Annotated in this window: 17 protein-coding genes and 1 tRNA gene; all 18 read right to left on the reverse strand. The window is 62.3% G+C overall.

Annotated elements, in window-relative coordinates; all coding sequences use genetic code 11:
- Positions 1-4: 4 nt before the first annotated feature.
- Positions 5-841: a 50S ribosomal protein L2 gene (gene rplB / locus OA2633_RS03630; protein ID WP_009801134.1), complete on the reverse strand. Its 837-nt coding sequence runs from the start codon at positions 839-841 to the stop codon at positions 5-7.
- A gap of 21 nt (positions 842-862) precedes the next feature.
- Positions 863-1,156 (reverse strand): 50S ribosomal protein L23, encoded by a 294-nt coding sequence (locus tag OA2633_RS03635; RefSeq protein WP_009801135.1) that lies wholly within the window; start codon positions 1,154-1,156, stop codon positions 863-865.
- A gap of 1 nt (position 1,157) precedes the next feature.
- Entirely contained in the window at positions 1,158-1,796 is a 639-nt protein-coding gene (rplD, locus tag OA2633_RS03640; RefSeq protein WP_009801136.1) for a 50S ribosomal protein L4, read from the reverse strand.
- A complete protein-coding gene (gene rplC, locus OA2633_RS03645) occupies positions 1,796-2,536 on the reverse strand; it encodes a 50S ribosomal protein L3 (protein ID WP_009801137.1) in 741 nt (246 codons plus the stop codon). Before rplC ends, rplD begins: the two co-directional genes overlap by 1 nt.
- A 22-nt stretch (positions 2,537-2,558) precedes the next feature.
- The gene (gene rpsJ, locus OA2633_RS03650) at positions 2,559-2,873 is read right to left on the reverse strand and encodes a 30S ribosomal protein S10 (protein WP_009801138.1); all 315 of its coding nucleotides are present in this window, start codon (positions 2,871-2,873) and stop codon (positions 2,559-2,561) included.
- A 467-nt stretch (positions 2,874-3,340) separates the two neighbouring features.
- Positions 3,341-4,516 (reverse strand): elongation factor Tu, encoded by a 1,176-nt coding sequence (gene tuf / locus OA2633_RS03655; RefSeq protein WP_009801139.1) that lies wholly within the window; start codon positions 4,514-4,516, stop codon positions 3,341-3,343.
- 53 nt (positions 4,517-4,569) lie between these two features.
- Positions 4,570-6,645 (reverse strand): elongation factor G, encoded by a 2,076-nt coding sequence (gene fusA / locus OA2633_RS03660; protein WP_009801140.1) that lies wholly within the window; start codon positions 6,643-6,645, stop codon positions 4,570-4,572.
- A 39-nt stretch (positions 6,646-6,684) separates the two neighbouring features.
- A complete protein-coding gene (rpsG, locus tag OA2633_RS03665; protein WP_009801141.1) occupies positions 6,685-7,155 on the reverse strand; it encodes a 30S ribosomal protein S7 in 471 nt (156 codons plus the stop codon).
- A gap of 12 nt (positions 7,156-7,167) precedes the next feature.
- The gene (gene rpsL, locus OA2633_RS03670) at positions 7,168-7,539 is read right to left on the reverse strand and encodes a 30S ribosomal protein S12 (protein WP_009801142.1); all 372 of its coding nucleotides are present in this window, start codon (positions 7,537-7,539) and stop codon (positions 7,168-7,170) included.
- Between the two features lie 502 nt (positions 7,540-8,041).
- A complete protein-coding gene (gene rpoC, locus OA2633_RS03675; protein ID WP_009801143.1) occupies positions 8,042-12,256 on the reverse strand; it encodes a DNA-directed RNA polymerase subunit beta' in 4,215 nt (1,404 codons plus the stop codon).
- A 107-nt stretch (positions 12,257-12,363) separates the two neighbouring features.
- Positions 12,364-16,443 (reverse strand): DNA-directed RNA polymerase subunit beta, encoded by a 4,080-nt coding sequence (gene rpoB / locus OA2633_RS03680; protein WP_009801144.1) that lies wholly within the window; start codon positions 16,441-16,443, stop codon positions 12,364-12,366.
- 242 nt (positions 16,444-16,685) lie between these two features.
- Positions 16,686-17,060 carry a 50S ribosomal protein L7/L12 gene (rplL, locus tag OA2633_RS03685; RefSeq protein ID WP_009801145.1) on the reverse strand — a complete coding sequence of 125 codons (375 nt, stop codon included), beginning with the start codon at positions 17,058-17,060 and terminating at the stop codon, positions 16,686-16,688.
- A gap of 50 nt (positions 17,061-17,110) precedes the next feature.
- Positions 17,111-17,626 (reverse strand): 50S ribosomal protein L10, encoded by a 516-nt coding sequence (gene rplJ, locus OA2633_RS03690; protein ID WP_009801146.1) that lies wholly within the window; start codon positions 17,624-17,626, stop codon positions 17,111-17,113.
- A gap of 313 nt (positions 17,627-17,939) precedes the next feature.
- Entirely contained in the window at positions 17,940-18,650 is a 711-nt protein-coding gene (gene rplA / locus OA2633_RS03695) for a 50S ribosomal protein L1 (protein WP_009801147.1), read from the reverse strand.
- A 2-nt stretch (positions 18,651-18,652) separates the two neighbouring features.
- Entirely contained in the window at positions 18,653-19,081 is a 429-nt protein-coding gene (rplK, locus tag OA2633_RS03700; protein WP_009801148.1) for a 50S ribosomal protein L11, read from the reverse strand.
- Between the two features lie 144 nt (positions 19,082-19,225).
- The gene (nusG, locus tag OA2633_RS03705) at positions 19,226-19,759 is read right to left on the reverse strand and encodes a transcription termination/antitermination protein NusG (RefSeq protein ID WP_009801149.1); all 534 of its coding nucleotides are present in this window, start codon (positions 19,757-19,759) and stop codon (positions 19,226-19,228) included.
- 4 nt (positions 19,760-19,763) lie between these two features.
- Positions 19,764-20,060 (reverse strand): preprotein translocase subunit SecE, encoded by a 297-nt coding sequence (secE, locus tag OA2633_RS03710; RefSeq protein WP_241760690.1) that lies wholly within the window; start codon positions 20,058-20,060, stop codon positions 19,764-19,766.
- A gap of 38 nt (positions 20,061-20,098) precedes the next feature.
- Positions 20,099-20,174, reverse strand: a tRNA-Trp gene (locus OA2633_RS03715).
- Between the last annotated feature and the right edge of the window lie 132 nt (positions 20,175-20,306).

Genomic DNA, 20,306 nt, shown 5'->3' on the forward strand with positions numbered 1-20,306 from the left:
TCCCTTAGCGTTTCTTGCGCTCGTGGCGCGAGCGAATGATGAATTTGTCAGTGGCTTTGTTCGACCGGGTCTTGCGGCCCTTGGTCGGCTTGCCCCACGGGGTGACCGGGTGACGACCGCCCGAGGTGCGGCCTTCGCCGCCGCCGTGCGGGTGATCGACCGGGTTCATGGCCACGCCGCGAACGGCTGGGCGTTTGCCCATGTGACGCTTGCGACCGGCTTTACCCAGATTGGTGTTCAGGTGGTCCGCATTGGAGACCGCGCCAACGGTCGCCATGCAGTCCTGGTGCACCATGCGCAGCTCGCCGGACATCAGGCGAACCTGAGCATAACCGGCATCGCGGCCCACCAGCTGAGCGTAAGCGCCGGCGGAACGGGCGATCTGCCCGCCTTTGAGCGGCTTGAGCTCAACATTGTGGATGATGGTGCCGACCGGCATCGCTTTCAGCGGCATGGCGTTGCCCGGCTTAACGTCCACGCGCTCGCCTGCGACAACGATGTCGCCGGCAGACAGACGCTGCGGAGCCAGGATGTAAGCCAGTTCGCCGTCTTCGTACTTCACGAGTGCGATGAAGGCGGTGCGGTTCGGGTCGTATTCCAGACGCTCGACAGTCGCCGGCACGTCAAACTTGCGACGTTTGAAGTCGATGACGCGATACAGCTTCTTGGCGCCGCCGCCGCGACGACGAGACGTCACGCGACCGGTGTTGTTGCGACCGCCGGATTTGGTCAGACCCTCAACGAGGGTCTTTTCCGGACGACCGGAGTGCAGCTCGGACTTGTCCACCAGCACGAGAGCGCGGCGGCCAGGCGAGGTCGGCTTGAAAGTCTTCAGAGCCATGGGTCTCTCTCCTCTGCGCGCTTACAGGCCGGTGCTGACGTCGATGGAGTGGCCCTCTTCCAGGGTCACAACCGCCTTTTTGACGTCGTCACGCTTGCCCGCAATACCGCGGAAACGTTTGGTTTTGCCTTTTTGAACGATGGTGTTCACGGCCTTAACCTTGACCTTGAACAGCTCTTCGATCGCTTCGGCGATGTCTTTCTTGTTCGCAGACAGCGGCACGCGGAAGACGACCTTGTTCTCTTCAGAGAGAATGGTGGCCTTCTCGGTGATCACCGGCGACAGAATGGTGTCGTAATGGCGAGCAGCGGGCATGTTACGCAGCCTCCTGCGGCGCGAGCCGCTCGTTGATCTTCTCGACAGCCGCTTTGGTCAGGACCAGCACGTCACGACGCAGCACGTCGTAAACGTTCAGGCCTTGCGCCGGCAGAACGTCGATCAGCGGGATGTTGCGGGCGGCGCGGGCGAAGTTCTCGTCCAGCGTCTCGCCATCAATGATCAGCGCGTTCGACCAGCCCAGCTTCGAGAATTTCTCGGTCAGAGCCTTGGTCTTGGCTTCATCAAGACGCGCCTCGTCCAGGATCACCAGCTGCTTGGCGCCGGCTTTGGTGGACAGGGCGTGCTTGAGCGCCAGGGCGCGCACTTTCTTCGGCAGTTCGGTCGCATGGGAGCGAACGCGCGGGCCATGGGCCACGCCGCCGCCCACGAAGATCGGGGCGTTGCGGGAACCGTGACGGGCGCCGCCGCCGCCTTTCTGGCGACCAAACTTTTTCTTGGTGCGGGCGATCTCACCGCGCTCTTTCGTCTTGTGGGTGCCGGCCTGACGGCGCGACAGCTGCCACTTGACGGCGCGCTGGAGGATGTCCGCGCGGACCTCTTCGATACCGAACACGGCATCAGAGAGATCAATCGAGCCGGCTTTGCCGGCATCGAGCGTCACAACATCGAGTTTCATCAGTTAGCCCCTTCGTCCTGGGCTTCTTGAGCCTCAGCCGGAGCCTCGGCCGGAGCCGAATCGGCTTTTTCGAGCAGCTTGGCCGGATACGGCAGATCCTCAGCGCCAACGCCTTTGACAGCGTCGCGGATCTCGACCCAGCTTTCCTTGGAGCCCGGCACGGCGCCCTTCACGAGCACGAGGCCGCGCTCAGCGTCGACACGGACGATCTCAAGGCTCTGGATGGTGACACGCTCGGAACCGAGGTGACCGGCCATTTTCTTGCCCTTGAAGACCTTGCCCGGGTCCTGACACTGGCCGGTCGAACCGTGGGAACGGTGAGAGATCGACACGCCGTGCGAGGCGCGCAGACCACCAAAGTTCCAGCGCTTCATGCCGCCAGCGAAGCCCTTACCGATCGAGGTGCCGGACACGTCGACTTTCTGACCGACCACAAAGTGCTCGGCGGAAAGCTCGGCGCCCGCTTCGATCAGCGCATCTTCCGGCACGCGGAACTCGACCAGCTTGCGCTTGGGCTCGACAGAAGCCTTTGCGAAGTGGCCGCGCATCGCCTTGGAGGTGCGCTTGGCCTTGGCTTTGCCCGCGCCCAGCTGGACAGCGGTATAGCCATCATTTTCAGAGGTGCGCTGTGCCACCACCTGGAGACCGTCCAGGTGAAGCACCGTCACCGGCACATGATCGCCGTCTTCGGTGAAGACGCGGGTCATGCCCAGCTTCTTGGCCAGAAGGCCAGTGCGCATGGATGCAGCCTGCTTCATGGCCTTACGCTCCCAGCTTGATCTCGACGTCCACGCCGGCAGACAGGTCGAGCTTCATCAGCGCGTCCACGGTCTGCGGGGTGGGGTCTACGATGTCCAGCATCCGCTTGTGCGTGCGGATTTCGAACTGCTCGCGCGACTTCTTGTCGACGTGCGGACCGCGCAGAACAGTGAATTTCTCCAGCCGCGTCGGCAGCGGAATCGGTCCACGCACATTCGCGCCGGTGCGCTTTGCGGTGGAAACGATCTCACGCGCCGAAGTGTCGAGCACGCGGTGGTCGAACGCCTTCAGGCGGATTCTGATGTTTTGTTGCGCCATCGGTCCGGTCCCAACATGCACAAGAGCCGCGCAAAGGACGGAACGCCCCGGCAGCTCTTGCAATCCAAATTTTTTTCGCTTCGAGAACTGCGTTTGCCCAAGGGCACTGCCAGTTCGTCAGAGGGACCGTGCAATACGCGTTCCGCCCCTCCCCGTCAACACCTAGTCACAAGATTCACCACCACATCGGCAGTTTAAACTCTTCGCCAGGTGCGGCTTACGCACAGACGGGGAATTGATCGCCCTGTCGGGCTGTCAAAGAGCTTAAACGACGCCAAAGCGTCCGGTGCGGCGAGTGACTCGACGCTGACACCGCGTATGTATCCCGAGCGCGGTTGATTCACAACAGACCGTCGCAGATGCGACTGCGAGAATCATCACGATCGCCACACCCCCACATGCAAAACGCCCCGGAGCGGGGCTCCGGGGCGTTCTGTCAGCTTGCGCTGTCGAGTGAAGCGTAAGGCTTACTCGATGATCTTGGACACAACGCCCGCGCCGACCGTCCGGCCGCCTTCACGGATGGCGAAGCGCAGCTTCTCTTCCATCGCGATCGGCTGGATCAGCTCGACAGACACTTCCACGTTGTCGCCCGGCATGACCATCTCCGTGCCCTCTTTCAGGATCACCACACCGGTCACGTCCGTCGTGCGGAAGTAGAACTGCGGACGGTAGTTGGAGAAGAACGGGGTGTGACGACCGCCCTCTTCCTTCGTCAGGATGTAGGCCTCAGCCTCGAACTTGGAGTGCGGGGTGATCGAACCCGGCTTGGCCAGAACCTGACCACGCTCAACGCCTTCACGGTCGATGCCGCGCAGCAGCAGGCCGACATTGTCGCCCGCTTCGCCCTGGTCGAGCAGCTTGCGGAACATCTCAACGCCCGTGCAGGTCGTCTTCTGGGTGTCGCGGATGCCCACGATCTCGATCTCGTCGCCCACGTGGATGATGCCGCGCTCGATACGACCGGTCACCACGGTGCCGCGGCCGGAGATCGAGAACACGTCCTCGATCGGCATCAGGAAGTCCTGATCCTTCGGACGTTCCGGGGTCGGGATGTACTCATCCACAGCCGCCATCAGTTCGCGGATCTTGTTCTCGCCGATTTCCGGATCACGGCCTTCCATCGCCGCAAGCGCAGAGCCCGCGATGATCGGAATGTCGTCGCCCGGGAAGTCGTAGGAGGACAGAAGTTCGCGAACTTCCATCTCCACGAGCTCCAGAAGCTCCTCGTCGTCAACCTGGTCGACCTTGTTCAGGAACACCACCAGAGCCGGCACGCCGACCTGACGGGCCAGAAGGATGTGCTCGCGGGTCTGCGGCATCGGGCCGTCAGCCGCGTTCACCACCAGGATGCCGCCGTCCATCTGCGCAGCGCCGGTGATCATGTTCTTCACGTAGTCGGCGTGGCCCGGGCAGTCCACGTGCGCATAGTGACGGTTGTCCGTCTCGTATTCCACGTGCGCGGTCGAGATCGTGATGCCGCGCGCCTTCTCTTCCGGCGCGCCGTCAATCTGGTCATACGCGCGGAAGTCACCGAAGTACTTCGTGATCGCGGCGGTCAGCGTCGTCTTGCCGTGGTCAACGTGACCAATCGTGCCGATGTTGGCATGCGGTTTCGTACGCTCAAACTTTTCCTTGGCCATTGTCTCTTCCTACTCTTCAGACAGGCGTCGTTTCTTTGGATCGATGATCCGAATTACGCGATTTTGGAGATCACTTCGTCGGCGACGGCTTGCGGCACCGGCTCGTAGTGGTCGAATTGCATGGTGAACTGGGCGCGCCCCTGAGTGGCCGAACGCAGGTTGTTCACATAGCCGAACATGTTGGCAAGCGGCACGAAGGCATTCACCACCGTGGCGTTGCCGCGCATCTCCTGGTCGCGGATCTGGCCGCGGCGGGAGTTCAGGTCGCCGATGACGGAGCCGGTGTACTCATCCGGGGTCACCACTTCGACCTTCATGATCGGCTCAAGCAGCTTCATGCGCAGCGCAGACTTGGCTTCGCGAAGCGCAGCACGGGCGGCGATTTCGAAGGCCAGCACGCTGGAGTCCACGTCGTGATAGGCGCCGTCGACCAGGGTCACCTTGAAATCGATGACCGGGAAGCCCGCCAGAAGGCCGGTTTCGCGGACCGAGTTCAGGCCCTTTTCGACGCCCGGGATGTATTCCTTCGGCACGGAGCCGCCGACGATCTTGGACTCGAAGGTAAAGCCTTCGCCCGGCTCGGCCGGTTCGATCTGCAGCTTGATCCGCGCGAACTGACCCGAACCACCCGACTGCTTCTTGTGGGTGTAGTCGATCTCGTGAGCAACGCCCACGGTCTCGCGGTAAGCCACTTGCGGCTGGCCCACATTCGCTTCGACCTTGAATTCACGCTTCATGCGGTCGACGAGAATGTCGAGGTGCAGTTCGCCCATGCCGGCGATGATCGTCTGACCGGATTCCTCATCGGAGGACACGCGGAAGGACGGATCTTCAGCCGCCAGGCGCGCCAGAGCCACGCCGAGCTTCTCCTGGTCGCCCTTGGATTTGGGCTCGATGGCGATCTCGATCACCGGATCCGGGAACTCCATGCGCTCCAGGATGACCGGAGAGGAGGGGTCACACAGGGTGTCGCCCGTGGTGGTGTCTTTCAGGCCCGCGATTGCGACGATGTCGCCCGCATAGGCGTCCTTGATGTCTTCACGGTTGTTGGAGTGCATGAGCAGCATGCGGCCGATGCGCTCTTTCTTCTCTTTCACCGTGTTCAGCACGGTCTGCCCCGTGGACAGGGTGCCCGAATAGATGCGGCAGAAGGTGAGCGAGCCCACGAACGGGTCGTTCATGATCTTGAACGCCAGCAGGCCGAGCGGCTCGTCGTCCGACGCCTTGCGCACGATCGGCTCTTCGGTCTTCGCATCGATGCCCTTGATCGCGGACACTTCCACCGGAGACGGCAGGAAGTCCACAACGCCGTCGAGCAGAGGCTGAACGCCTTTGTTCTTGAACGCGGTGCCGCACAGGATCGGGTTGAAGGCCAGAGAGATGGTGCCCTTGCGGATCAGCTTCTTCAGCGTTTCCTCGGACGGCTCTTCGCCTTCCAGATACGCTTCCATGGCCGCTTCGTCCTGCTCGACGGCGGTCTCGACCAGCATCTCGCGGTATTCAGCGGCCTGGTCGGCCAGCTCGTCACGGATGTCGCGCACTTCCCAGGTCGCGCCCAGGTTCTCGCCCAGCCAGATCAGCTCTTTCATGGCGACGAGGTCGATCAGGCCCTCGAAGTCGCTTTCCATGCCGATCGGCAGCTGCACGCACAGCGGGTTGGCGCCCAGGCGGTCCTTGATCATCTCGACGCAGTTGAAGAAGTCCGCGCCCAGCTTGTCCATCTTGTTGATGAAGATCATCCGCGGGACTTTGTACTTGTCCGCTTGACGCCAGACGGTCTCGGTCTGGGGCTCGACGCCGGCGTTGGCGTCCAGGCAGCACACCGCGCCATCGAGCACCCGCAGCGAACGCTCGACTTCGATGGTGAAGTCCACGTGGCCGGGGGTGTCGATGATGTTCAGACGCTTTTCTTTCCAGAAACAGGTCGTCGCAGCAGACGTGATCGTGATGCCACGCTCCTGCTCCTGCTCCATCCAGTCCATGGTCGCAGCGCCATCGTGCACTTCGCCGATTTTGTGCGATTTGCCGGTGTAGTAGAGGATCCGCTCGGTCGTGGTGGTTTTACCAGCATCGATGTGAGCCATGATGCCGAAGTTGCGGTAGTCCTCGATTTTATAGTCGCGGGCCATGGGGAGGGTCCTTAATCAGGATTCAAGCGTCAGCTGGAATTACCAGCGGTAATGCGCGAACGCGCGGTTGGCTTCGGCCATCTTGTGCGTGTCTTCACGCTTTTTGACCGAGGAGCCGCGGTTGGAAGCGGCGTCCATGAGCTCAGCGGCCAGCCGCTCGCGCATGGTGTTCTCGTTGCGGTTCCGGGCCGCGGCGGCCAGCCAGCGAATGGCGAGCGCCTTGCGGCGATCCGGACGAACCTCGACCGGAACCTGGTAGGTGGCGCCGCCGACCCGGCGGGAGCGCACTTCGATTTCCGGAGCCACATTGTCCATGGCTTCGTGGAAGACGCGAACCGGCTCGCGCTTCACTTTTTCCTCGATGATGTCGAGGGCGCCGTAGATGATGGCTTCAGCGGCGGATTTCTTACCGTCGATCATGATGTAGTTCATGAACTTGGTCAGATCGCGATCGCCGAATTTCGGGTCGGGAAGAATCTCGCGCTTCTCAGCGCGGTGACGACGAGACATGAACGCCTCTCCTTATTTCGGACGCTTGGCGCCGTATTTCGAACGACGCTGACGACGGTCTTTCACGCCCTGGGTGTCCAGAACGCCGCGCAGGATGTGGTAACGCACGCCCGGCAAGTCTTTCACACGGCCGCCGCGGATGAGCACGACGGAGTGTTCTTGCAGGTTGTGACCTTCGCCCGGAATGTAGCTCACGACTTCATAGCCGTTCGTCAGGCGAACCTTGGCGACTTTACGAAGCGCTGAGTTCGGCTTCTTCGGGGTCGTGGTGTACACGCGCGTGCAAACGCCACGGCGTTGCGGGCACGCCTGAAGCGCGGGAACCTTGTTCCGCTTCGGCTTGTCTTTCCGCGGTTTGCGGATGAGCTGGTTAACTGTAGGCATCAGGCCTCTATCCGTTCCTGTTCCTGTTTTCCCGTCCGGTTGCGTGACGAAGACGCGAAAACCCGACCGGGGCGCGACGACTGTTGCCGTTCGTCCGCGGACGGTGTTGAAGCTTGTGTTTTTCTGTTCCGGGCGACGTCTAATCCAAACCCTCGCCCGCAGCGGACTCAGGACGGATTACGGCTCACCCCCGAAATCGAGCGCGGAACCTACTCAGGGCAGGCCATTCCGTCAAGATCACTGACAGGGGAAATTTGCAGGCCCGGCAAGTACCGGATATCGCCCGTCTTTCCCTGTCAACCAAGGGGTTCACACCCCCCTGCCCGCCTCACTCGCCTCATCGATTGCCGAATGCGGGCGGGACAGGCGCCGGATACAGGATTGATTTCCCCTTAACAAAAGCCGTCCGGGACGGCTGCGAATCCCTGAATGCGACCTTCACCAGCAAAAAGCCCGCCAGCATGCGCTGACGGGCTTTCCGTTTTAGATCGGGGCGGGAACGCTAGTCCTCGCCCTGAGCCTCTTCGGCGGCGGCTTCGGCGATTTCGGCCGGCAGGGCCTCGTCGCCTGAGTCCACGGCTTTCTTCTGCTCCGCAATCCGTTCCTCGTCACGCGCATCGGCCTCGACCTGATACTCGCGCATCATCGAGCCCGTGCCCGCCGGGATCAGACGGCCCACGATCACGTTCTCCTTGAGGCCCTCAAGGGTATCCACCTTGCCCTGCACCGAAGCTTCAGTCAGCACGCGGGTGGTCTCCTGGAAGGAGGCCGCGGAGATGAAGGAGCGCGTCTGCAGCGACGCCTTGGTGATGCCCAGAAGAACCGGGTCAGCCACCGACGGACGCTTGCCTTCCGCTTCCAGCTTCTCGTTGGTTTCAAGCCATTCGATCTTGTCGACCTGCTCACCGGTGAGATAGCCGGAATCGCCCGGATGGGTGACTTCCATCTTCTGCAGCATCTGCCGGACAATCACTTCGATGTGCTTGTCGTTGATCGGCACGCCCTGCAGACGATAGACCTCCTGGATCTCGTTGATCAGGTAGTCCGCCAGCGCTTCCACGCCCAGGATCCGCAGAATGTCGTGCGGAGCCGGGTTGCCGTCGAGCAGATACTCGCCGCGCTGGATGATGTCGCCTTCCTGGACCGTCAGGTGTTTGCCCTTCGGCACCAGGTATTCCACCGGTTCCGCATCATCGCCTTCAGGCGTGATGGAAATGCGGCGCTTGTTCTTGTAGTCGCGACCGAATTCGACGCGGCCGGTCATCTCGGCGATGACGGCGTGGTCTTTCGGTCGACGCGCTTCGAACAGCTCCGCCACACGCGGCAGACCGCCGGTGATGTCGCGGGTCTTGGCGCCTTCGGTCGGGATACGGGCCAGAACGTCGCCCGGCTGGACCATGTCGCCGTCATTGACGGAGAGAATGGCGCCCACCGACAGCATGTAGTTCGCCGGCTTGTCGGACAGCTTGACCGGTTCGCCGTTCTCGTCGGTGACAACCATGGCGGGCTGGATCGACGCGGACTTGGAGCCCGTGCCGCGCCAGTCGACCACAACCTTCGAGGCGATGCCCGTGGCTTCGTCGACGTCTTCCTTCACCGACAGACCGTCGATGATGTCGATGAGCTTCACGCGACCGCCCGCTTCGGTGACGATCGGCATGGTGTACGGGTCCCACTCGGCCAGACGCGCGCCGCGCTTGACCTGCTCGCCGGCGTCCACGCGCAGCTTGGCGCCGTATTGCAGCTTGTAGGTCTCGAGCGGATTGCCGTCCTGGTCCGTGACCTGCACCTGCATGTTCCGGCTCATCACGATGAAGGAGCCGTCAGAGGCTTTCACCGTATTGCGCTCCACAAAGGCGACCTTGCCCTCGTGGGTGGCTTCGATGAAGGACTGCTCGGACACCTGCGCCGTACCGCCGATGTGGAAGGTCCGCATGGTCAGCTGGGTGCCCGGCTCGCCGATGGACTGGGCCGCGATCACGCCGATCGCTTCGCCCATGTTCACCTTGGTGCCGCGCGCCAGATCGCGACCATAGCAGGTCGCGCAAACGCCGACGCGGGTTTCACAGGTCAGCGGCGAGCGCACCTTGATGGTGCTGACGCCGGCGTCTTCAAGCGCCTGGGCCAGCTCTTCATCAAGATAGGTGTCTGCCGGAGCCAGGACCTCGCCCGAGGACGGATCCTTGACCGCTTCCGCAGTGTGACGCCCCAGAACGCGCTGGCTGAGCGGCTCCACGATGTCGCCGCCATTGACCACGGCGCCCAGGGTGATGCCCTGAGAGGTGCCGCAATCATGCTCGGTGACGATGCAGTCCTGCGCCACGTCGACGAGACGACGGGTCAGATAACCCGAGTTCGCCGTCTTCAGCGCGGTATCCGCCAGACCCTTACGAGCGCCGTGAGTGGAGTTGAAGTACTCCAGGACCGTCAGGCCCTCTTTGAAGTTCGAGATAATCGGCGTCTCGATGATCGAGCCGTCCGGTCGGGCCATCAGGCCCCGCATGCCGGCGAGCTGTTTCATCTGGTTCTTCGAACCCCGGGCGCCGGAATGGGCCATCATGTAGACCGAGTTCACCTCGCCGTCGCGGCCATCCTCGGCCTTAACGGGTTTGGAGATCTCGTCATACATGGCGTCCGCCACCTTGTCGGTGCACTTCGCCCAGGCGTCGACGACCTTGTTGTACTTCTCACCCTTGGTGATCAGGCCGTCCACATATTGCTGCTCGTAATCACCAACCAGAGCGCGGGTTTCACCCACGAGGTCCTTCTTGGCGTCCGGGATCAGCATGTCGTCCTTGCCGAAGGAAATGCCGGCGCGCGCCGCTTCCTTGAAGCCCAGGGCCATGATCTTGTCGCAGAAGATCACGGTCGCCTTCTGGCCGGTGTGGCGATAGACGATGTCGATCAGGCCGCCGATGGCCTTCTTGGTCAGGAGGCCGTCGAGCACGTCCGGCTGCACTTCAGGGTGCTTGGGCAGGTGCTCGAGCAGCTTCATGCGGCCCGGCGTGGTCTCGATGACCTTGGTGTACTCATTGCCTTCGCGATCGACGCCGGAATAACGCGCCTTCACCTTGGCGTGCAGGGTGACGACGCCGGCATCGAGCGCCGCCTCGATCTCGCCCATGGAGCCGAAGACCATGCCCTCGCCCGGTTCGCCGTCCTTGATGATGGACAGGTAGTACAGGCCCAGCACGATATCCTGGGACGGCACGATGATCGGCTTGCCGTTGGCGGGCGACAGGATGTTGTTCGTCGACATCATCAGGACGCGCGCTTCGAGCTGGGCCTCAAGGCTCAGCGGCACGTGCACGGCCATCTGGTCACCGTCGAAGTCGGCGTTGAACGCGGCGCAGACCAGCGGGTGCAGCTGGATGGCCTTGCCCTCGATCAGCTTGGGTTCGAACGCCTGAATGCCCAGACGGTGCAGGGTCGGCGCACGGTTGAGCATGACCGGGTGTTCGCGGATGACTTCATCGAGAACGTCCCAGACTTCCGGACGCTCTTTCTCCACCATCTTCTTGGACTGCTTGACGGTGCCCGACAGGCCCTTGGCGTCCAGACGCGCATAGATGAACGGCTTGAACAGCTCGAGCGCCATCTTCTTGGGAAGACCGCATTCGTGCAGTTTCAGCTCCGGGCCCACCACGATCACCGAACGACCGGAATAGTCCACGCGCTTGCCGAGCAGGTTCTGACGGAACCGGCCCTGCTTGCCCTTGAGCATGTCGGACAGCGATTTCAGCGGACGCTTGTTGGCGCCGGTGATCACGCGGCCGCGACGGCCATTGTCGAACAGGGCGTCGACGGATTCCTGCAGCATCCGCTTTTCGTTGCGGATGATGATGTCCGGCGCGCGCAGCTCGATCAGGCGCTTGAGGCGGTTGTTCCGGTTGATGACGCGGCGATACAGGTCGTTGAGGTCCGACGTGGCGAACCGGCCGCCGTCCAGCGGGACGAGCGGGCGCAGTTCCGGCGGAATGACCGGCACGATGGTCAGGATCATCCATTCCGGCTTGTTGCCGGAAAGCATGAAGGATTCGATGAGCTTGGTGCGCTTGGCGAGCTTTTTCAGCTTCAGCTCGGAGCCGGTTTCACCCATCTCCTCGCGCATCTGCTCCACTTCTTTTTCCAGATCCATCGTGGAGAGGATTTCGCGGATGGCTTCCGCGCCGATGCCGGCGGTGAAAGCGTCCTCGCCGTACTCGTCGACGGCTTCGTAATACTCTTCCTCGGTGAGGATCTGGTTCTTCTGAAGCGGGGTCAGGCCCGGTTCGATCACCACATAGCCTTCAAAGTAGAGCACGCGCTCCACATCCTTGAGGGCCATGTCCAGGAACAGGGCGATCCGGGACGGCAGGGATTTCAGGAACCAGATGTGAGCCACCGGCGCAGCTAGCTCGATATGGCCCATGCGCTCGCGGCGCACGCGCGCCAGGGTGACTTCAACGCCGCACTTCTCGCAGATGATGCCCTTGTACTTGATACGCTTGTACTTGCCGCACAGGCACTCATAGTCCTTGATCGGGCCGAAGATACGGGCGCAGAACAGGCCGTCACGCTCGGGCTTGAACGTGCGGTAGTTGATGGTTTCGGGCTTCTTCACCTCGCCGAACGACCAGGAGAGAATCTTCTCCGGGCTGGCCAGCGAAATCCGGATCCGGTCGAAGGTCGGGCCTTCGGCGGAAGGATTGAAGATGTTCATGACCTCTTGGTTCATGGTCCGTCTCCTTGACGGTGGCGGCGGCGGGGCCGGTTTGAGGGGGCCGGGCCCGCCGCCTGATATCCGCTACGCGATCGCTCGCTCTCTTGTCTGATCCGGTCAGCCTACTGGTTGACCAGCTCCACATTCAGACCAAGCGAACGCATTTCCTTGACCAGCACGTTGAAGCTTTCCGGGATGCCGGCTTCGAAGGCGTTGTCGCCGCGCACAATGGCCTCGTAGACCTTGGTGCGGCCCGCCACGTCGTCCGACTTCACCGTCAGCATCTCCTGCAGGGTGTAGGCGGCGCCATAAGCCTGCAGGGCCCACACTTCCATCTCGCCGAAGCGCTGGCCGCCGAACTGCGCCTTGCCGCCCAGCGGTTGCTGGGTGACGAGCGAGTACGGGCCGATGGAGCGGGCGTGGATCTTGTCGTCCACCAGGTGGTGCAGCTTGAGCAGGTACTTGATGCCCACAGTGACCGGGCGCTTGAACTGGTCGCCGGTCCGGCCGTCGTAGAGGACGGACTGGCCCGACTTGTCAAAGCCCGCACGCTGAAGGTGATCAACGATGTCATCTTCCCGTGCGCCGTCAAAGACCGGGGTCGCGATCGGAACGCCGTTGGCGAGGTTGCGGCCCAGTTCGGCGCGCTCTTCCTCGGTCTCCGGCAGCTCCTGATCATCGCCATAGGCCTTGATCAGCATCTTGTTCAGATCACCCTGGTCGCCATTGCGCTTGTACGCTTCATAGGCTTCGCCGATCTGACGACCCAGGCCCTTGCAGGCCCAACCCAGATGGGTTTCCAGGATCTGACCCACGTTCATGCGCGACGGCACGCCCAGCGGGTTCAGAACGATGTCGACAGAGGTGCCGTCTTCCAGGAAGGGCATGTCCTCGATCGGATTGATCTTGGAGATAACACCCTTGTTGCCGTGACGGCCGGCCATCTTGTCGCCCGGTTGCAGCTTGCGCTTCACCGCGACGAACACCTTGACCATCTTCATCACGCCCGGGGGCATCTCGTCGCCGCGCTGCAGCTTCTCGACCTTGTCCTCGAAGCGACGATCCAGGCGCGCCTTGGACTCATCGTACTGCTTCTTCAGAGCCTCAACGCCGGCCATGGCGGCTTCGTCTTCAAGGCCGATCTTCCACCACTGGCTGGCCGGAACCTCTTCCAGCGCCTCAGCGGTGACTTCGCCCTTCTTGAAGCCTTTGGGGCCCGACACGGCGGACTTGCCGATCAGGATCTCGCGCAGACGGCCATAGATGTCGCGCTCGAGAATGGCGAGCTCGTCGTCCCGGTCTTCGCCCAGACGCTCGATCTCTTCACGCTCGATGGCGATGGCGCGTTCGTCCTTGTCCACACCATGACGGTTGAAGACGCGGACTTCCACGATGGTGCCGGTGGTGCCCGGCGGCAGACGCAGCGAGGTGTCGCGCACGTCAGACGCCTTCTCACCGAAGATGGCGCGCAGCAGCTTCTCTTCCGGGGTCATCGGGCTTTCGCCTTTCGGCGTCACCTTGCCCACCAGAATATCGCCGGCTTCCACTTCGGCGCCGATCGCCACAATGCCCGCTTCGTCAAGGTTGCGCAGGGCTTCCTCGCCGACGTTCGGGATGTCGCGCGTGATCTCTTCCGGGCCCAGCTTGGTGTCGCGGGCCATGACCTCGAACTCTTCCAGGTGCACCGAGGTGAACACGTCGTCACGCACGATACGCTCGGAGATGAGGATGGAGTCTTCGAAGTTGTAGCCGTTCCACGGCATGAACGCGACGAGCACGTTCCGGCCGAGCGCCAGATCACCCAGATCGGTCGACGGACCGTCCGCGATGATGTCCCCGGCCCGCACATTGTCGCCCACGCGCACGATCGGGCGCTGGTTGATGGCGGTGGACTGGTTGGAGCGCTGGAACTTGGACAGGCGATAGATATCGACGCCGGATTCCGCCGCGCCGATCTCGCCGGTCGCACGGACCACGATACGCTGGGCGTCCACCTGCTCGACCACGCCGTCCCGGCGCGCCGCCACGGCGGCCCCGGAGTCACGCGCCACGACAGCTTCCATGCCGGTGCCCACGAGCGGAGCTTCCGCTTTAACGAGCGGCACGGCCTGGCGTTGCATGTTCGAGCCCATCAGAGCGCGGTTGGCGTCGTCATTTTCCAGGAACGGAATGAGCGAGGCCGCAACCGACACCACCTGCTTGGGCGACACGTCGATATAGTCCACATCCTCACGCGGCACGAGCGTGGCGTCACGGCCCGGACCGACGCGGCAGTTGACGAACTCGTTCGCCAGCATGCCGTTCTCGTCCACGCCGGCGTTCGCCTGCGCGATGGAATAGCGGCTTTCCTGCATGGCCGACAGATAATCGACCTGGTCGGTCAGCTTGCCGTTCTCGACCTTGCGGTACGGGCTCTCGATGAAGCCGTACTTGTTCACGCGCGCATAGGTGGACAGCGAGTTGATCAGGCCGATGTTCGGGCCTTCTGGCGTCTCGATCGGGCAGATCCGGCCATAGTGGGTCGGGTGCACGTCACGGACTTCAAAGCCGGCGCGCTCGCGGGTCAGGCCGCCCGGGCCAAGCGCGGACATGCGGCGCTTGTGGGTGACTTCCGAGAGCGGGTTGGTCTGGTCCATGAATTGCGACAGCTGCGAGGAGCCGAAGAATTCGCGCACGGCGGCGGCCGCCGGCTTGGCGTTGACCAGGTCGTGCGGCATCACGGTCTCGATATCCACCGAGCCCATGCGTTCCTTGATGGCGCGTTCCATGCGCAGCAGGCCGACGCGATACTGGTTTTCCATCAGTTCGCCGACGGAGCGGACGCGACGGTTGCCCAGGTTGTCGATATCGTCGATCTCACCCTTGCCGTCCCGCAGGTCCAGAAGGACGCGCAGCACTTCAATGATGTCTTCCTGACGCAGCACGCGGACATCGTCCGGGCACTCGAGGTCCAGGCGCATGTTCATCTTCACGCGGCCGACCGGGGACAGGTCATAGCGCTCGGGATCAAAGAACAGGCCCGCGAACAGCGCTTCGGCCGTCTCCGGCGTCGGCGGCTCGCCCGGACGCATGACGCGATAGATGTCGATCAGCGCCTGCTCACGGGTGTCGTTCTTGTCAGCGGCCAGCGTGGTGCGCATGTGGCCGCCGATGGACAGGCCATCTATGTCTAGCACATCCAGGCTGTCCACGCCTGCTTCGTTGATCGCGTTGATCACTTCCTCGGTCAGCTCGTCGCCGGCTTCGGCGAAGATTTCACCGGTTTCGGCGTTCACGAGGTCCTCGGCGGCGAACTTGCCCATCAGCTCTTCAGACGAGACAAGCAGTTTCTCGAGACCGTCCTCGGCCATCTTGTTGGCGGCGCGAGCGGAGATCTTCTTGCCTGCGGCGGCGACCACTTCACCGGACTTGGCGTCGATCAGGTCGCGCTGCGGCTTGATCCCGCGCCAGCGTTCCTTCACGAACGGCATGGTCCAGCCGTCCTTGCCCGCCTCATAGGTCACACGACCATAGAAGGTGGACAGGATCTCTTCCTTGTCGAGACCGAGCGCGTACAGCAGGGTCGTCGCCGGCAGCTTGCGGCGGCGGTCGATGCGCACATGCAGGATGTCCTTGGCGTCGAACTCGAAGTCCAGCCAGGAGCCGCGATACGGAATGATGCGGGCGGCGAAGAGGTATTTGCCAGACGCGTGGGTCTTGCCGCGGTCATGGTCGAAGAACACGCCCGGGCTGCGGTGCATCTGGGAGACGATGACGCGTTCGGTGCCGTTGACGATGAACGTGCCCTTGTCGGTCATGAGCGGAATATCGCCCATGTAGACGTCCTGCTCCTTGATGTCCTTGACGGACTTGGAACCGGTCTCTTCGTCCACATCAAAGACGATCAGACGCATCTTGACCTTCAGCGGAGCGGCATAGGTCATGTCGCGCTGAACGCATTCTTCAACGTCGTATTTGGGGGGTTCGAATTCGTAGGAGACGAACTCAAGCAGAGCGCGCTCGGAGAAGTCCTTCACCGGGAACACGGACTTGAACACCGCCTGCAGCCCTTCATCCGGGCGGTCCGCAATAGCGGTGTCCTTCATCAGGAACTGTTCGTAGGAATGCTTCTGAACCTCGATGAGGTTCGGCATTTCGACCGCACCGGGAATACGGCCGAACGATTTGCGAATGCGCTTCTTGCCGGTAAACGACAGACCCATTTCCGCTCCCTTCGCAGGCTCTACAGCCTGGCGCTTGCGTTAGGACCCTAAGGTCCCCCAAGACCCGCTCTGGTCAACCGCGCCTGGAACGAGGGGTGTTCCGTCGCGGTCCATCTGCAGGCCCCAGAACGGAACGACCTGCAGAGGAAACTTTAACGGCGTGACGGGCGCGCGGGAATCCCCGCACGCCCGTACGTCGTATTACGTCTTCGGACCAGAACCAAGCCCGGCCCGAATACGCCTTACTTGAGCTCGACTTTAGCGCCTGCGTCTTCGAGCTTCTTCTTGATGTCTTCAGCTTCGGCCTTGGCGGCGCCTTCTTTGACGGCCTTGCCGCCGGCTTCCACCAGTTCCTTGGCTTCTTTGAGGCCCAGGCCGGTGATGGCGCGGACTTCTTTGATGACGTTGATTTTCTTGTCGCCAGCGTCGACCAGGATCACGTCGAACTCGTCTTTCTCTTCAGCAGCAGCGGCTTCGCCACCAGCAGCCGGGCCAGCAACGGCCACAGCAGCGGCGGCCGGCTTGATGCCTTTTTCTTCAAGAAGGTCGTTGAGTTCTTTCGCTTCCAGGATGGTCAGCGACAGCAGTTCTTCGCAGAGTTTGGCGATATCAGCCATGGTTCAGTTCCTTGCGGTAATCAGGGTATCGGTTCGATGTGCAGAGACGACTAGGCTTCGGCTTTTTCCCGGATGGTCTCGATCTGAGCGGCCAGCGTGTTGCCCGGCGCGGTGAGGCGCGAGACGATTTCGCCAGCTTGGCCCAGGAGACGACCCGCGATGGCGCCGATAAGCTCTTCGCGAGACGGCAGTTTGGAGAGTGCTTCCACGCCCTTGGCGTCGAAGATTTCCTCTTCCATGAAGCCGCCCACCAGGTCGAACTTGTCGTTCGACTTGGCGAATTCCACGACAACTTTCGGCGCAGCCGTGAAGTCTTCAGAATAGGCGATAGCGACCGGGCCTTCGAACATGTCGGAGGCGGCCTCGCCTTTCTGACCCTTCAGCGCGATCTTGGCGAGACGGTTGCGGACAACTTTCAGTTTGCCGCCCACCTCGCGCAGATCACCACGCAGCTTGGTCATTTCCGCAACGGTAAGACCCGAATAACGGGTCAGCACGACGGATCCGGCGCTTCCGAAGATTTCGGAAAGCTCCTCGACCGCCGCTTCTTTGGTCGTACGATCCATTGCGGTCTCCCTTTTTGAGCCGCCCCCTATGGACGGCTCGCTCAAGCCGCCGCAGGTAAGCCTGCTCCACATCGGATCAGGCCGCCTTGCGGCGTTGGCCTGTCCCAGGGCTCGAACCGACCCTTCCAGCGCGAGGCGGAAGTATCGATTGTCGCTCTGTCTCACCCGGGGCCGGTTGGATTAAGAGGCGCGAAGCCTCCCCCAGGATCTCGGACAGGTGGACCGGTTCATGAGCCGAAGCCCCCTTCCCGGTCCGGACATCCGTCAGGACGATCAGATCGCCCCGACGGAAACTCAGGTCCAGCGATTACGCTTACGCGTTTTCCGCCGGTGCAGACGCTTCAGCCACGTCCACTTTCACGCCCGGGCCCATGGTGGAGCTCAGCGCGATGGCCTTGACGTACTGGCCCTTGGCGCCAGTCGGCTTGGCTTTCACCAGAGCTTCCAGCAGAGCGCGCACGTTCTCGGCAATGGCGGCTTCAGAGAAGCTGGCCTTGCCGACGCCGCAGTGAACGATACCGGCTTTTTCAGCGCGGAATTCAACAGCGCCGCCCTTGGACGCTTCGACCGCTTTGGTCACGTCCATGGTCACGGTGCCGACTTTCGGGTTCGGCATCATGCCGCGCGGACCCAGCACCTTACCCAGGCGACCGACCAGCGGCATCATGTCCGGGGTGGCGATCACCTTATCAAAGTTGATCTCACCGCCCTGGATCTGCTCGACCAGGTCTTCCGCGCCGACGACTTCGGCGCCAGCAGCCTTGGCTTCATCAGCCTTCGGACCACGGGCGAACACAGCCACGCGCATGGAGCGGCCGGTGCCGTTGGGCAGGTTGGCGACGCCGCGGACCATCTGGTCAGCGTGACGCGGGTCAACGCCCAGATTGACGGCCACTTCAATGGTTTCATCAAACTTGGCGGTCGCACGCTCCTTCACCAGCTTCACAGCTTCAGTGACGGTGTGCAGTTTTTCGCGGTCCAGACCTTCGCGGCCGGCGGCGATACGCTTAGCAATCTTGGCCATGCTTACACCACCTCAAAGCCCATGGAGCGCGCAGACCCTTCAATGATCTTGGTCGCAGCGTCCAGGTCGTTAGCATTCAGGTCCTTGAATTTCGCTTCCGCGATTTCACGGCACTGGGCCGCGGTCACGGTGGCGATCGGCGCAGCCTTGCCGGCCTCGCCAGAACCCTTTTGAACTTTCGCGGCCTTCTTCAGGAAGAAGCTCGCCGGAGCGGTCTTCGTGATGAAGGTGAACGATTTATCCTGATAGACCGTGATGGTGGTCGGGATCGGCATCCCTTTTTCCATCTCTTGGGTCTTGGCGTTGAACGCCTTACAGAATTCCATGATGTTCACGCCGCGCTGACCCAGAGCCGGCCCGATGGGCGGCGACGGGTTGGCTGCGCCGGCGGGAACTTGCAGGTTGATGTAACCCGCGATCTTCTTCGCCATGTCCCTGTCCTCCTAACAGCGCCGCTAGCAGCGCCTGGGGATTGCACAATAAGCCGCGCTCATGAAAGCGCGGCTCCTCTCGATGGGCGGCGCGGTGCGGCCCCGGCATGGTCTTTCGCCGGAACCTCCCGCACCTGTCTACGATCAGGCGATCTTCTCGACCTGAGCGTATTCCAGCTCGACCGGGGTGGCCCGGCCGAAAATATTGATGGCGACCTTGAGAACGCCCTTCTCGTCGTCCACTTCCTCGACGAGCCCGTTGAAGCTCTGGAAGTGACCGTCGATGACGCGCACGGTCTCACCCACTTCGTAAGAGACAGTCGGCCGCGGACGCTCGGCGTCCTCTTCCATCTGCCCCATGATGCGGCGCACTTCAGCTTCCGGAACCGGGGTCGGACGGCGGCCCGAACCCAGGAAGCCCGTCACGCGCGGGGTGTCCTTGACGAGGTGATAGGCCTCGTCGGTCATGTCCATTTTCACCAGCACATAGCCGGGGAAGTATTTGCGCTCTGCGTTGACCTTGCGGCCGCGGCGCACCTCGACAACCTCTTCGGTCGGCACGAGCACTTCCTCGAACTTGTCCTCAAGCCCCTGCAGGGCCGCTTCGGCCTTGATCGCCTCGGCCACCTTCTTCTCGAAGTTGGAATAGGCGTGAACGATGTACCACTTTGCAGCCATTCGCTCAGGCTCCCAGACCCAGAAGAAGATTGACGACAAAGCCGATGATCGAATCGACCCCGAAGAAGAAGAGCGCCGCGAACGAGGCCATCACAACGACCATGATCGTGGAGACCAGGGTTTCATTGCGCGACGTCCAGGTGACCTTGCGGCCTTCCTGACGCACCTCGCTGAAGAATTTCAGCGGGCTCGTCGTCCGCTTGCGGGCGGGCGGCGCAGATTGCGCAGCGCCTGCCTTGCCAGCAGCGCCGGTCTTGCCGGACGGACGGTTTTTCGTGTCTCGCGCCATGGCGTTCGTCATCTTCCCTTCGGCACGTCACCGATCACGTGTTGCGGGCCTGGCAGGGGCGGAGGGGCTCGAACCCCCGACCTACGGTTTTGGAGACCGTCGCTCTACCAGCTGAGCTACACCCCTAGACCCAGCGGCCCGCGGCGCGTGCTCGCACCATCCATGTAGGGATTGCGCGCGCACAAACGAAGCGGGCCGTTATTCGGAAGCCGGTCTTTTAACGAGCCTGAGCCCAGAAGAAAAGCCCTTTTCCCATAT

The sequence above is a fragment of the Oceanicaulis sp. HTCC2633 genome, assembly GCF_000152745.1.
Classification (GTDB): Bacteria; Pseudomonadota; Alphaproteobacteria; order Caulobacterales; family Maricaulaceae; genus Oceanicaulis.

Bases quoted from the DNA above. Each gene is read 5' to 3' on its own strand.
- rplL (WP_009801145.1), bottom strand. From the start codon at position 17,060: ATGGCTGATATCGCCAAACTCTGCGAAGAACTGCTGTCGCTGACCATC.
- nusG (WP_009801149.1), bottom strand. From the start codon at position 19,759: ATGGCTGCAAAGTGGTACATCGTTCACGCCTATTCCAACTTCGAGAAG.
- rpoC (WP_009801143.1), bottom strand. From the start codon at position 12,256: ATGAACCAAGAGGTCATGAACATCTTCAATCCTTCCGCCGAAGGCCCG.
- rplA (WP_009801147.1), bottom strand. From the start codon at position 18,650: ATGGCCAAGATTGCTAAGCGTATCGCCGCCGGCCGCGAAGGTCTGGAC.
- fusA (WP_009801140.1), bottom strand. From the start codon at position 6,645: ATGGCCCGCGACTATAAAATCGAGGACTACCGCAACTTCGGCATCATG.
- OA2633_RS03635 (WP_009801135.1), bottom strand. From the start codon at position 1,156: ATGCCCGCTGCTCGCCATTACGACACCATTCTGTCGCCGGTGATCACC.
- tuf (WP_009801139.1), bottom strand. From the start codon at position 4,516: ATGGCCAAGGAAAAGTTTGAGCGTACGAAACCGCATGCCAACATCGGC.
- rplC (WP_009801137.1), bottom strand. From the start codon at position 2,536: ATGCGCACTGGCCTTCTGGCCAAGAAGCTGGGCATGACCCGCGTCTTC.
- rplD (WP_009801136.1), bottom strand. From the start codon at position 1,796: ATGAAACTCGATGTTGTGACGCTCGATGCCGGCAAAGCCGGCTCGATT.
- rpsJ (WP_009801138.1), bottom strand. From the start codon at position 2,873: ATGGCGCAACAAAACATCAGAATCCGCCTGAAGGCGTTCGACCACCGC.
- rplK (WP_009801148.1), bottom strand. From the start codon at position 19,081: ATGGCGAAGAAGATCGCGGGTTACATCAACCTGCAAGTTCCCGCCGGC.
- rpoB (WP_009801144.1), bottom strand. From the start codon at position 16,443: ATGGGTCTGTCGTTTACCGGCAAGAAGCGCATTCGCAAATCGTTCGGC.
- rpsL (WP_009801142.1), bottom strand. From the start codon at position 7,539: ATGCCTACAGTTAACCAGCTCATCCGCAAACCGCGGAAAGACAAGCCG.
- rpsG (WP_009801141.1), bottom strand. From the start codon at position 7,155: ATGTCTCGTCGTCACCGCGCTGAGAAGCGCGAGATTCTTCCCGACCCG.
- rplB (WP_009801134.1), bottom strand. From the start codon at position 841: ATGGCTCTGAAGACTTTCAAGCCGACCTCGCCTGGCCGCCGCGCTCTC.
- rplJ (WP_009801146.1), bottom strand. From the start codon at position 17,626: ATGGATCGTACGACCAAAGAAGCGGCGGTCGAGGAGCTTTCCGAAATC.
- secE (WP_241760690.1), bottom strand. From the start codon at position 20,060: ATGACGAACGCCATGGCGCGAGACACGAAAAACCGTCCGTCCGGCAAG.